Source organism: Pseudomaricurvus albidus, from assembly GCF_018863235.1.
Classification (GTDB): Bacteria; Pseudomonadota; Gammaproteobacteria; order Pseudomonadales; family Cellvibrionaceae; genus Pseudomaricurvus; species Pseudomaricurvus albidus.
The window spans coordinates 1-12,262 of sequence record NZ_JAHKRS010000002.1; the positions used below are offsets into that span (position 1 = coordinate 1).

General features: G+C 45.4%; 17 protein-coding genes. 15 read left to right on the forward strand and 2 right to left on the reverse strand.

From position 1 onward, the window contains the following. Positions 1-145 precede the first annotated feature (145 nt). The 10 genes from KOI40_RS03275 (at position 146) to KOI40_RS03320 (ending at position 6,399) form a co-directional block, all read left to right on the forward strand. Positions 146-820, forward strand: a complete 675-nt coding sequence (locus KOI40_RS03275) for a hypothetical protein (RefSeq protein ID WP_216096044.1) — start codon at positions 146-148, stop codon at positions 818-820. Positions 821-853: 33 nt separating this feature from the next. Further along, positions 854-1,153, forward strand: coding sequence for a hypothetical protein (locus tag KOI40_RS03280; RefSeq protein ID WP_216096045.1), 300 nt, complete (start codon positions 854-856; stop codon positions 1,151-1,153). Between the two features lie 95 nt (positions 1,154-1,248). Then, positions 1,249-1,611 (forward strand): hypothetical protein, encoded by a 363-nt coding sequence (locus KOI40_RS03285; protein WP_216096046.1) that lies wholly within the window; start codon positions 1,249-1,251, stop codon positions 1,609-1,611. Between the two features lie 113 nt (positions 1,612-1,724). Further along, complete coding sequence (locus tag KOI40_RS03290; protein ID WP_216096047.1) at positions 1,725-2,045, forward strand: hypothetical protein; 321 nt, start codon at positions 1,725-1,727, stop codon at positions 2,043-2,045. A 99-nt stretch (positions 2,046-2,144) separates the two neighbouring features. Continuing rightward, positions 2,145-2,975, forward strand: coding sequence for a S1 family peptidase (locus KOI40_RS03295; protein WP_216096048.1), 831 nt, complete (start codon positions 2,145-2,147; stop codon positions 2,973-2,975). Positions 2,976-3,053: 78 nt separating this feature from the next. Further along, positions 3,054-3,887 (forward strand): pPIWI-associating nuclease domain-containing protein, encoded by an 834-nt coding sequence (locus KOI40_RS03300; protein WP_216096049.1) that lies wholly within the window; start codon positions 3,054-3,056, stop codon positions 3,885-3,887. A 98-nt stretch (positions 3,888-3,985) separates the two neighbouring features. Continuing rightward, a complete protein-coding gene (locus tag KOI40_RS18820; RefSeq protein WP_216096050.1) occupies positions 3,986-4,909 on the forward strand; it encodes a DUF4253 domain-containing protein in 924 nt (307 codons plus the stop codon). 62 nt (positions 4,910-4,971) lie between these two features. Next, the gene (locus tag KOI40_RS03310; RefSeq protein WP_216096051.1) at positions 4,972-5,448 is read left to right on the forward strand and encodes a hypothetical protein; all 477 of its coding nucleotides are present in this window, start codon (positions 4,972-4,974) and stop codon (positions 5,446-5,448) included. A gap of 45 nt (positions 5,449-5,493) precedes the next feature. Beyond that, on the forward strand, positions 5,494-6,021 hold the full coding sequence (locus KOI40_RS03315) for a hypothetical protein (RefSeq protein ID WP_216096052.1): 528 nt from the start codon (positions 5,494-5,496) through the stop codon (positions 6,019-6,021). Between the two features lie 12 nt (positions 6,022-6,033). Next, positions 6,034-6,399 (forward strand): cupin domain-containing protein, encoded by a 366-nt coding sequence (locus KOI40_RS03320; RefSeq protein ID WP_216096053.1) that lies wholly within the window; start codon positions 6,034-6,036, stop codon positions 6,397-6,399. Between the two features lie 238 nt (positions 6,400-6,637). On the opposite strand, the gene KOI40_RS03325 is transcribed toward KOI40_RS03320, so the two are convergent. Then, positions 6,638-6,853, reverse strand: coding sequence for a dodecin (locus KOI40_RS03325; protein ID WP_216096054.1), 216 nt, complete (start codon positions 6,851-6,853; stop codon positions 6,638-6,640). A 292-nt stretch (positions 6,854-7,145) separates the two neighbouring features. Between KOI40_RS03325 and KOI40_RS03330 the strand changes: the two genes are divergently transcribed. Further along, positions 7,146-7,445 carry a YnfA family protein gene (locus KOI40_RS03330; RefSeq protein WP_439653224.1) on the forward strand — a complete coding sequence of 100 codons (300 nt, stop codon included), beginning with the start codon at positions 7,146-7,148 and terminating at the stop codon, positions 7,443-7,445. Positions 7,446-7,503: 58 nt separating this feature from the next. On the opposite strand, the gene KOI40_RS03335 is transcribed toward KOI40_RS03330, so the two are convergent. Next, positions 7,504-8,163: an FMN-dependent NADH-azoreductase gene (locus tag KOI40_RS03335; RefSeq protein ID WP_216096056.1), complete on the reverse strand. Its 660-nt coding sequence runs from the start codon at positions 8,161-8,163 to the stop codon at positions 7,504-7,506. Between the two features lie 114 nt (positions 8,164-8,277). On the opposite strand from KOI40_RS03335, the gene KOI40_RS03340 reads away from it, so the two are divergent. The 4 genes from KOI40_RS03340 (at position 8,278) to KOI40_RS03355 (ending at position 12,146) form a co-directional block, all read left to right on the forward strand. Further along, positions 8,278-9,162, forward strand: a complete 885-nt coding sequence (locus KOI40_RS03340; protein WP_216096057.1) for a LysR substrate-binding domain-containing protein — start codon at positions 8,278-8,280, stop codon at positions 9,160-9,162. Positions 9,163-9,392: 230 nt separating this feature from the next. Beyond that, entirely contained in the window at positions 9,393-9,890 is a 498-nt protein-coding gene (locus KOI40_RS03345) for a hypothetical protein (protein ID WP_216096058.1), read from the forward strand. Positions 9,891-10,177: 287 nt separating this feature from the next. Further along, a complete protein-coding gene (locus tag KOI40_RS03350) occupies positions 10,178-10,699 on the forward strand; it encodes an isopentenyl transferase family protein (protein ID WP_216096059.1) in 522 nt (173 codons plus the stop codon). Between the two features lie 145 nt (positions 10,700-10,844). After that, on the forward strand, positions 10,845-12,146 hold the full coding sequence (locus KOI40_RS03355) for a DKNYY domain-containing protein (RefSeq protein ID WP_216096060.1): 1,302 nt from the start codon (positions 10,845-10,847) through the stop codon (positions 12,144-12,146). Positions 12,147-12,262: the final 116 nt, after the last annotated feature.

Genomic DNA, 12,262 nt, shown 5'->3' on the forward strand with positions numbered 1-12,262 from the left:
AATAATGAGGAATTTGCGCGCAAATGTCATCTGGGTCAGTGTGACTACACAAAGACCGAATAGATATATGCAGTCGAATGTGGTTTTATCTTGATTACCTTGCAAACCGAGGAGAGTCCATAGATAAGATGTTACGTGAAACAATATGGAAAGATTTGAAACATATTCCCGCTTAGGTGGAGACGATAGGTTTAGATGGATTGCGGAGAGCAATCTAGATACCTTCGAGAAAATCAATCCAAAGGTGCAAAAACTTTGGGATGATATTTCTTCATTGCTATCAAACTGTGATGACCCTGAAAACCCACCGCCAGAATACTATTCTCTGCATATAGAATTAGATCCACTAGAAGAAACTAGAGACCAATCCTGTATTATTGCTGTCGTATTTACAGCAATGTACTTTGAAGCTTTCATTTATGACTATGCTGCATCTTGCTTGGGTGACAAATATTCTAAAGATCATTTAGATAAATTGGACTTCATATCAAAGTGGTTAGTTATCCCTAAATTAATCACAGGAAAAGAAATATCTAAATCAGGTCAAGCCTACGAATCACTAAAGCGTCTACACAAGGATCGAAATTCTCTAGTTCACTTGAAATCAAGAGAAATGAATTTTGATAGTGAAGAAATGGCAAACTTCCTAAACGCTCGTGAGCAAGATATACAAGAATCTACAAAGAACTGTAGAAAAGCATTAAAGCACGTAATACAAGAGCTTTTGGTAATTGACCCAGATCATCCAAAGGTTATGCTTGCAAGTCAATCACGTAACAAGTCAAAGCACTCGGACGCCGTAAACGGCGCCGGTGTTTGAGGCGTTATAGGTCACGCCGTAAGGAAGTTTAGTGTGGAAGAAGAGATTCTAATAGAAAGAGCAAGAATAGCTTTTAGTTCATATTTAAAACTCACCGCCGTAATGGGTGTGTGCTTGGGGTTCTTGCTGCTCATCATTAACGCAGTTTCATATTTAATCCAAATTATTGGTGGCGACCCTGATGCAACCATTGGGGGTTTTTTGCTTAACTTTGTGGTTTTACTTACTGCGCCACTGTCAGCTGTAATAACTGGTCTTCTTTCTTATCCTATGTATAAGTGGCTGGCTAACAATAAGTTCAGCATGAATTTGGTTGTATATAAATTAAAATAACCTATAACAAGGCGGTGTTGTCGCCTTCGGCTGGGACGGCCATTCCGCTGGCGCTCCATGTCCGCCCCAAACCGCGGCGTTAAGTGAATATGCTCATGGAGTTCATCGTAATTTTAGCATCTGCATTTTCGGGACTTATTCTCGGTTCGGTATTTGGCTTTGCTATTACCGGCCATACTCAAATTATGGAAGGCTGTGAATTTTATCCTCGCAACCCAATAATGCGCTTTTTCGTAACTGCACCAAAAGACCGAACAATCACGCAAAATCTAATATATTTTGTGCTTATGGTATCTTGGTTTTTTGTTTTTATTGGTCTCGTTGCTTTACCTTTTATATTGAGTGAATCCTTTGGGCCACTGCGATCTTGGTCAGATATAGCAATATTCATGTTTCTAGGTTTAGGCTTATTCTGTGGAAAAATTATAGGCGGTATGTTATGGCTACGGTGTAGATAGCGTCACTTAACAATCCGCTCAAATTCGTTCCGGCCACAAAAAGCGTGGCCTCCACCGGACTCGCTGACGCTCGCCGTTTAGCGTGGCGTTATAAGCCATTTTGAGTTCGAGCTATGTGGGAAGAAATCGATTCAAAAGATTGGAAAAATATTCCAGTAATCTCCGGCAGGACTGCTACTGAAAAGGACGTAGAGGAAGGTAGGGCTGTATTTCACGTTCCATCTGGCAGTGAACCTTACAATACAGAATTGCCCTTGTTTGCGGTGCAGTTAGATAGTGAAAATAATTCCAGAGTACCTTGCGTCGTCATACAAATCGAGAATTACCCAGAAGGCACTGCGGTTGGTGTCAGGTACTTCAATGGGGGCAATGGAGTTGGCATGGCAAACGAGTTTGAGTTTTACAGTGAAATTACCGAAGAGTTCAGCTTATAACAAGCCGCTCAAATACGTTCCGGCCACAAAAAGCGTGGCCTCCACCGGACTCGCTAACGCTCGCCGTTTAGCGGGGCGTTAGAAGCTCGGATATAAAACATGCAATCATTAGCGGAAGAACTTTTACATACGACAGTCAGGCTTGAGGGTCAAACCAAAAATGGAAGCTCTGTTGGAACAGGCTTCTTCTTTCTGCATGAACAGAGGCTTTTTGTTGTTACGAATAAGCATGTAATTGATGGAGTGGTTCAAGGAAACTTCGTGATGTTGCGAGGTGAAATAAAAGAAGAATCTAAAGAGCCTCTAATAGGTCAGGGAGTTGCATTTCCATATAGTCAATCGACATTTATAGGTCATCCCGACCCATCTGTGGATGTAGCTGTAATGAATGTCTCGGTAATGATCTCATCTGCTGAACAGGCCGGGCAGATTTTATTTTGGAAGAATGTTACGAAAGACAATTTTCCTAATGATGAACACTATGAGAAATTCATCGGGCCAATGGAGGAAGTCATTTTTATTGGCTATCCAAGTGGGATCTGGGATCAGAAGAATATACTTCCTGTAACTCGTAGGGGACTTACTGCAACTCCTTGTTACACCGACTTTAATGGAGAAAAAGTCTTCCTAATTGATGCGTCTGTGTTTCCAGGTTCAAGTGGAAGCCCTGTTTTCATATATTACGCAGGTGGACATCCAGATAAAGCCGGTGGCTTGTATGCGGGAAATAGAATGCATTTTCTCGGTCTCGTAGCGAAGGTATATCAACGTCAAGAACAGGGCGAGATTAAAGTTATCGATATACCAACCAATCAAAAGGCTGTGGCAGAGGTAAATCAGATGATTGATTTGGGTATAGTCTACAAGGCTGAAACTATATTGGAGGCCACCGATCATTACCTCAAGGTGGCCAACGCTTCTAACAAATAAAGGCACAGGACGCCAAAACCCGCCGCTTCGCTTTGGTTTTGTCGCCCGTGCTTTAAGCGTTAAGTTCCATAGGAAGCTATGAAGCTAAAGAAACTACAAAGCTTAGACTTTATGAAGGAATTTCAATCTCTCTTAGAGACTGAATTTGAGAAAAAGCTATTCGTCGCAAGTCTGAGAAACTATGCATCCCATGGGAATCCGCTAAGATTTCACAATTTTGCATTCTCAATGCGTGAGCTTGTGCTCCATGTGCTTAAACGGAAAGCGCCCGTCAAAAAAATCAAGACAGTTTCATGGTATGAGCGGGAAAGTGAAAAACATGAAGTAACCAGACGCCAGCAACTAAAGTATTGTGCTCAATCAAACATATCAGATGAATATCTAGGGCAAGATGTGCTGGAGCATCTGAATGAATGTATCTCAGAGTTCTTAGATGAATTTCGCTTCTTTAATAAATATACACACATCACTGAAAAATATTTTAAAGCATGTCCCAGAAAGTTCTTTGAAGATGCACGGCAAGTTATAAAGATAGCAAGTGATTCCTTGAGCCAAATAGATGACCTGGAACATATCGTTATCGAAGCTCTTGAAGAGAAAGTCCATGATTCAGTGGTAACGACAGCCGTTGGGGCTATACCCGATAGCCTTTCCATTATTGCAAATCACGTATTTGTCGATTACTCAGAAGTAGAAGAAATTGAGTGTACGAGTATTGATCATGAGTACATTTTCGTCACTGCAAGAGGCACTGTTCATGTTACCCAAGAGTACGGGCCGAAAGATGATTTATGCATCATGAATGAAAGTTATCCATTTTCATTAGATATGAAATCACACGTTGAAAATCCTGATGATTTTCAGGTCGAAGCAGAAGAATTGGATGTTGATACATCATCTTGGTACGAATAGAACTTAACAAGGCGCTGCTACGGAAAATTTACTCGCTAGCGCTCGCAAATTTCCGCAGAGCGCGGTGTTAGATTTTGGTTGCACGAAGGAAGTCACAGGTGAATCGGATTCTTGAAGAGATTGAAAAGTTTGGGAAAAAGAATGGCGAACTGGTCGAATTACCCCTGCCAGGCTGTTCCAAGAAAGCGATTGCGGTAAAAATCTCGCCCGAAGAGAGATACGAGATCTGGGATCATTTCTTTTACCTTAGAAAGGAATCCGGATTATATCCAGTGGTAACCGCTATATGGTCCGGAGCATCCTCTGGCTGGCGCGAAGCGGTACTTAATGAAGATATATTCTCAAGATTCTACTTCACCGAAGAGGAATCAGGAGAGAATGCGCTCCCGAGCCAAATATTGGCTTCGGTCCAGCCTGCAAGCATAGAAACAATGCTAAATGAGCATAATCGGATTTATACGGAAGACGCCGTTGATTCTATTGGCTGGCTTATAGACTCCTCCCAACGTAACTTCGGTAGCGCACCAGCGGAGCAGGATATCCTATCGAGAATGTCATCTGGAGAGATTTCAGACTACTTCGGACTCAACGAGTGGTTTCTTAGGTGGCAGGTTGAAAATATTGGACTGGAAAAACTGGCCGGAGAAGATCGCACTTGTATGAGTTGGTTTGAACCAACCGACCCTCAACTTGAACAGCTAATATTGCTGCCGGTATCAGCTGGCCCACACATTCTAGCGTACCTGCACTGGTATGGCGCCTGTAATAACCTAACACCTCCATCCATTAAGATGTTGATGATGTGGCAGGAGTTATATGGCGCAGAAATCACCGCGCACTACGGGACGATGCTTCATGTGAAAGTAACAAAGCCGCCCAAAGATATAGAAGATGCATTTGCTCTCGCAACCCAAATAGAGGCTTTTGCTCCATGTACAACCGCCCTGCCAGGTGTATCTCTGCCGGAGTTGGCGGTAGGCCTCATTGGGCGAAATACGTGGTTTCTACATGAGAGGCCATGAAAATCCAACAAGGTTGAGCGCGCGACAAACGCGTGTCAGCGGTGTTAAAGCGAGAACGTGCCGTGCGTAAGCCAACCATAATTACAAATGTCTTCTTGGGCATGCTTGCCCTGATGGTAGCCGTTGACCTGACTTTAGCCATTCACCATGAGCACAAATACGGCCCATATGAAGTTACCCGCATAGAGGTATTATCTTCATCGGAACAGTGTGTCTGGAATGTAAACCAATACTCTGTTGAATACGAAGTCGAGCTCGTCCTTGATCAACAGAATAAATTAATCCGGTCACCTTACGTTGGGCTTTATCCCATGAGAGTTTGCGCTTTCGGGAGATACTATCCGCTCTATGAAACATTAGGCATTGCATCTTTAGAAAAAGGCGAAGCATACTTGGGAAATAACGGAGAGGTATTTTTGAATCGTACGCCATATCTCTTCAACGGCATTCTCCTTTTGGTTCTCTGTACCGCCATGGGTGCTATATTCCGTTTTAACAGGCACAGGCAAGCGGACGCCGCAAAATGCGCGGAGCCTTAGTTATGAACGTTAGGCTCCAGGAATAACCGAAGAGATTGCATCCATATGGAAATATATCATCGTAGAGCATGGTGGCTAGGTCTTGTGTTTATTGCTCCTTCAGTTTGGCTTTCCTTGTCTCTGGCTGGATTTACTTCAACGAGTATTGCCAAATCAGAAGTTGTAGCTGTATACGTAATAATAGGTGTTTGTCTTCTCGTATCCATGCAGTGTTTTTTTGGAAGTACACGTTTCTATTTTGACAACCGCGCTGGAGCGGCGGTACAAGTCAGGAAACATTTCTATGGTGAAAAGGTAATTCATTTTCCTTACTCAACAATTATTGATATCTCTGTTCTCTGCTATCAACGGGGAAAGGATGGTAATAAGTCTTATCGGGTTGGTATCACTCAGAGCGAAGTAATGTTTGGGAAAAATTCCAAAAAGTTTACAGAGATGAGATCTTTTTGTGGTACCGAAAATGATCGTAAAGCAGCGCTGGATTTCGTTAAAGAAATTAGTACGTATACACAGATAAGTATCAATGATAACTCTGATGTTGTACGGCCAGACACTGGGCATCACTATCACTGAAAAGGAGTTTACATGAACTATCAGGCGATTAATTTCAAAAACAAGCTCGGCCTCTTCGATGAGCAATGGTCACCGAAAGTCATCGCTGAGATGAATGACTATCAGTTCAAAGTCGTAAAAATCCAGGGCGAGTTTGTGTGGCATGATCACAAAGACACAGACGAAACTTTCATAGTCCTTGAGGGCAGTCTTAGAATTGATTTCAGAGACGGGCATGTGGATCTGTCTGAAGGCGAAATGTATGTGGTTCCAAAAGGCATCGAACACAAACCTTTTGCGGAATATGAGGCAAAGGTTCTGCTCATCGAGCCACGAGGCGTTGTGAATACTGGTGACGAAACTGGTACCAAGACGGCAGCGAATGACGTTTGGGTTTAAATCAGTTAACTAAACCATTAAGTCTGTTGCGGGCCGATGGCCCTCCACTGACGTCTTTGGTAGGGCGCCGCTTATGGCCGGCGTTATGTGTCCGAGTTACCCACGAGTTGTAGACACCCTCTATAGTTATATTGAACTGGATGGATGTGTCCAAATGGGACGTAAAAGGCAGAAGACTATACTGATGCGTTTCGCCACGAGGCGGTGAAACGGTCAGAAAAGTCTGATGAGAGATATATCAACTGCCCTCAATACGAAAACCAATTTTCAGCGTGACCTGAAAGTGGCCAACCTGATCATGGACGATATGCCCGCGGGTCTCGACAACTTCGAACCACTCCAGGTTTTTTACGGTCACCGCGCATTCCTGAATCGCATTTCTGATGGCTTCATCGATACTGTTTTTTGAAGAACCGACCACTTCGAGCTTTTTGTAGGTGTGATGATCCGACATAAGGCCTCCTTCCGTCAGGGATTTAGCTTTTGTCCCCAGTATAGACCACGGTGGCTGGTCCGGCCGAAACGCTAATGACTCTCCTCAGACGTTATAGCCTAGGGTTATGAATATCGCCTGATGCCGTAAGGTCAAAAAGCATTGCCCCTGGAAAGACTTACCCCTGGGAAGACTTGCCGCATTGCCCAACCCGGTATTCCTCAGCATAATATTCATCTAATCCCATACATCGCGAATCACAAACCAGAGGTAGCATCTTTTGCCTGAAGTCAAAACAGTAGGTCTTTTTTTAATGACGGCGTTGGCAGAGATTGTTGGCTGTTACCTGCCATATCTTTGGTTGCGTGAGGGCAAGTCAGTCTGGTTACTGATTCCCGCCGCGCTTAGTCTTGCTGCATTTGCCTGGTTGCTGTCGTTACATCCAACCGCTGCGGGCAGAGTGTATGCCGCTTATGGTGGTGTCTATATTTTTATGGCTATTTTGTGGTTGTGGGTTGTCGATGGTATTCGCCCAACCAGCTGGGATCTGGTGGGTTCTGCGGTAGCCCTTTTGGGCATGGCCATTATCATGTTTGCGCCACGCAGCACATAACCATCACCGGCAGTCAGGGCAAACCCTTCACTGGCGTTCCAGGTTTGCCCGGCGGGTTTTAGGCGCTCATAGCCAGACTTGTAGAGAGCTTACTGACCATTTCAGGGATCGCTTTGTAAGCCTGCTCGATGGATGCTTTATGCCTGGCATCACCGAACTCCTGATATTCGACGCGGAGTTCATGGGTTTCCTCCACACCAAGGTATTTACTGACGGTTCGAAGGTGAGGCGTCAAATGGTTCATGTTTTCTCTCGCTTCGCCCTTTCCAAAACCAAATTCTCCACAGGATGTCAGCAATACAAGGGCTTTGCCTGAAAGAATGGGTTCCAGCGGAAAATCACCTCGGCTCAGGTCAAAGCTGAAGGTTTTGTTAACCCTGACAATTTGATCAACCCAGGCTTTCAATGCTGCGGGCATACCGTAGTTATACATGGGCGTGGATATGACGATGACCGATGCTTCAGATACTTCATCAATCAACAGGTCAGATTGGCTGAGCAGTGAAGCCTGCTCTTCTGTCCGTTCATTTTCCGGAGTGAACGCAGCGTCTATCCAGCTTTCACCAATAAACTCCGGAGGCGCACTACCCACATCTCTATAGATGAATTTATCTTCTGCATTAGCCGAGAGCCACTGGGTTTTAAACGCGGTGCCCAGCGATCGTGTAATCGAGCGCGATTTGCGCGCACTCGCGTCGATATGAAGTAAAGTTGCCATTGTGTTTACCTGCGGTTGCCGTGATGTTTGTTATGGATTATTCGCAGATGCGGCTGTCTTGACAAATGGTCAAAATGCACTTATAGATGAATTTTATGCATCTATAGGGGCGCTATGTTTACCCATTTACCGCCATTGAATCAGCTGCGGGGGTTTGAAGCCGCTGCCCGGTCAGGCAGTTTTAAAGCAGCAGGCGAGGAACTGAACCTCTCTCCTACGGCGATCTCTCACCAGATATCCAATCTGGAAGACAAGCTGGGCGTTTCACTGTTTGAACGGCAAACACGGGCAGTCGTACTAACCCCTGAAGGCGCTCAGTTGGCAGAGGCGGCGTATCAGGCATTGCAGAGGTTGTCTGCAACCATTGAGGATATATCAAACGCCAAATCGGTTTTGAGAGTCTCTACCACTACATCGTTCGCATCGATGTGGCTGGTTCCGAATTTGGCGGATTTCCAAAAGCAGTACCCGGAGATTCAGATAGAGATAAATGCCACAGAAGAGTTGGTCGATATCCATCGGGATCGGAGCGTTGACCTCGTCATCAGATATGGCAGCAATACCGATAACCGTGATGACGCAACCAAACTGCTAACCGAGAACATCAGTGCGTATGCAACAGAAGCGTATTTAGCCAGACATCAAAATCTCGAAGAGGCCACGTTTATCGAGACCCAGTGGAAAAACAAAAGCTTGCCGCAGGTCTCATGGAGCATGTGGTTAGCGGCGTTTCGCCCGGATCTCTCTCCTTCAAATATCATAAGCTTCGATCAAGAGCATCATGCCATCCAGGCGGCGTTGGCTGGTCAGGGTCTGGTGTTGGCCAGCTCGTTGTTGGCCAACATGGCAATACAGCAGGGTTGGTTAAAGCCTTTTGATCGTGATTGCGCAATGCCAGGGCTTACTTACTGTGTACTGGTTTCACCTCATAGTGATCATTTGAAGAAAACCCTGGCCTTTAAAACGTGGTTGGTTGACACATTGGCGGCGAAGGCCTGACAAATTATGTCGCAAGGGAAAACAATTCACTGTGCTGAGTTCGCTCACCTTTATTCATGGATTCCTGACACTGTAGGCGAAGGGGGGGCAAAACCGAACCTTGTAGTGAAAGGCAGCCTGGTTGACAATGGCGGTAGATTAGCGCGCCATGAGCCGGGCAAGGAATCTTGACTAAAATACGGTACGCCGCACGGAAGGCGTGAAGCAATAAGCCTCGGAGACATCGATCAATGCAAGCATCTCAAGCTGTCATCATTCTTCTTCTGGTTGCCAACCTGGTTGCAACCGTATGGTTTGGCCTCAATGACGAGCCTGTGACTATAGCTACGCAAACACAGACAGAGAAAACCGCGGAGCATGAATTGCCGGCTGTGATAACTTATGAAGTCAGAGACCGGTTGTACAACAGGTTCGTGAGAGCCTTTAACGCCAAAGATTACGATGCGCTGTACGATATGTTTGGTCCCGGTGCAAAAGCTCAATTTTCCAAAGAGTTGGCAAACGCCGAGTTTCAGAAATTAACGAAGTACTTTCACTCGGTTGAAGGTGGGGGCTTTACTTACTCTGAGTTATCCGGAACACAGGGCAATACCAAAGTTTATATTTTAAATTATGCGGTCACGTTCCCGAAAAGCAGTGAGCTGGGTACATCCGGCACCCTCAAGATAACGGTTGCCGTACAGGGTGGTGATTATCAGGTCTATGGTATTAGGATCAATGCTGGATAAAGAATTTAAGGTCGTAGTCTTTCGAACTGAAGGTAAGAGACAAACTATTTCTTTTGATGGAAACGAACTACTGAAACAATAAGATATTTTTTACAAGTTGACTTTGAATGGCTTGTCGGTAATCATCAAGCTATGAATACAAACACTTCTTGCCCATCTTTTCGAATTATTACCATCATTCCATAGGAATGGTGGGTTCTGATGCGTAAGCCGTTTTCTAACCCGCCCAAGAGGCGGGTTTTTTGTTGTCTGCTCCTTGGGTTTTTACAATAGCCACAGGAGGCAACATGAAGAAGGTCGCCATATTTGGCAATGCCGGCGGCGGTAAATCTACGCTGGCCAGACACTTGGCCGAAGCCACGGGTCTTCCGCTTTTTTCTCTGGACAAGATCAAGTGCCAGACAGGTGGCGGAGACATTCCGCACGATGAATACCTCAAGATCCACTCCGACCTTTTAGGTCAGGAGCAATGGATCATTGACGGGTTTGGCTGTGTGCCATCGGCCTGGGAGCGATTTTCCGCTGCCGATACGCTAGTGTATATTGATTTGCCTTTACCACACCATGCACTCTGGGTGACAAAACGCTGGCTTAAAGGGATGTTTGTAAATCCTGAAGGTTGGCCTGACGATAGCCCAATTTTTAAAGGAACCATGAACAGCTATCGGGTGTTGTGGTTGTGCCATCGCAAGTTAACACCCGCATACCGACAGTTGGTTACCGATTCTAAAAGCTCAAAACAGGTTCATCATTTAACATCATCGCGGGAAATCTGGCGCTTTTTAAATAATTTTAAGTCGGGTAGATAGGCATGCCATATAGCCTGACATATATTGGACGGGGTCTCAGAAAACTCCATTTCGTATTTCAGGGTGTTGACAAGTCGGATACCATTTTAAATAAATCTGTTCACTGAATGTTCGGCTCTTGCCAGGAAAGGAATCAAAAAGACATATGATGAAATGGTTGTTGATAATTGCAGGTATTGTCTGCGTGCCGTTTATGCTGGGTATGGTTGGCTTTGGTGTGTTTAATTCTGCTCGCGTGAATGGTGTCGAAGCCTTCGACAAATCCCGGAGTGAGCAGTATTACCACGATGGCGATCATGTGTATTACGTGCAGGGTGGGAATTTCTTCGAACTGGGTAAACGACTTCTGGAAATGGCTGATCTGGAGACCTTTACGGTATTGTCGAATGCTTATGCCAAAGACAAGCAGCAGGTGTATTTTTCTGGCGAAGTCATTCCCGAGGCCGATGCGCAAACGTTCGAGCTGTTGTTTGCCGATAGTGATCAAAAGGAGTCCATTTACTCGCGAGATTGTCAGCAGGTGTTTTTCTTTCGGCTGCCTGTTGCTGGTGCGGATGCTGAGACCTTCGTGAATATTGGTGGTGGTTACGGTGTCGATAAACATCAGTTCTATTACGATGGTGAGCCGATGTCGGTTCCTGCTGCATCCTATGAATATCTCGGTGCTGACGGTGGTCATGCTTACCTGGCGATCGAAGAACAGGTCTATTATCAGGGCAGGCTGCTAGTGGGTGCTGTGCCAGAGAGTTTTACCGTATTGGAAAACAATTTTGCCAGGGATAAAGATAAAGTCTATTTCTATGGCACTCCGGTGGTTGAAGCTGACGCGGACAGCTTCGAGGTAATAAACCAGTGGATTCAAAAAGACGATCAGCGTGTCTTTTTTGATGCGGAACCCCTGCCTTTTGGTGACCCGGCGACAGCAGAAGATGTTGACGGGTATTTCTGGAAAGACAAGGACGCGGTCTACGAAGGGAAAAAGCGTTTGCTGGGTGTTAAACCCGCATGGTTTGGTAAAACGGATGCGGACAGCTTCCGAGAATATAAGTATCAGGAAGTAAAGATTGATGAATATACGTCCCGCTATGTGAAACGCAGCAAACTGGACTGGTTGAGTGAAGGCTACTTCACCTATGAAGGCGCGGTATTTCATCATTCTCAGGGGTTGCTGGAAGCGGCTTCGGCAATCAATGTAAAAGTCTATGGTGCGGGCTTTGAGCACTGGTATATTGTTCTCGATGGCAAGGCTTACTTTGGCAACACGGTTATTGACGGTGCAGATGCTGATCACTTTCAGCCTTTGGGACGTAATTTTTCTACAGACGGAAAGCAGGTGTTCTGGAGTGCCTTTCCTGTGGTAGGGCTGCATCCGGCTGATTTCAATGTAGAGGAAGCAGATTACCCGGAGGAGGGGGAAGACGGTCGCTATTATCTGAAAGAGGCTTAAGCGACCAATAGCATTGATGTCAACGTAAATGGTCTCGATACCGAGGGGCTGACTGATGATGTCACGGTCTAAACCGGGAGCAAAACACTCACAAGCTGGCTCACAAAAGTCAGGCG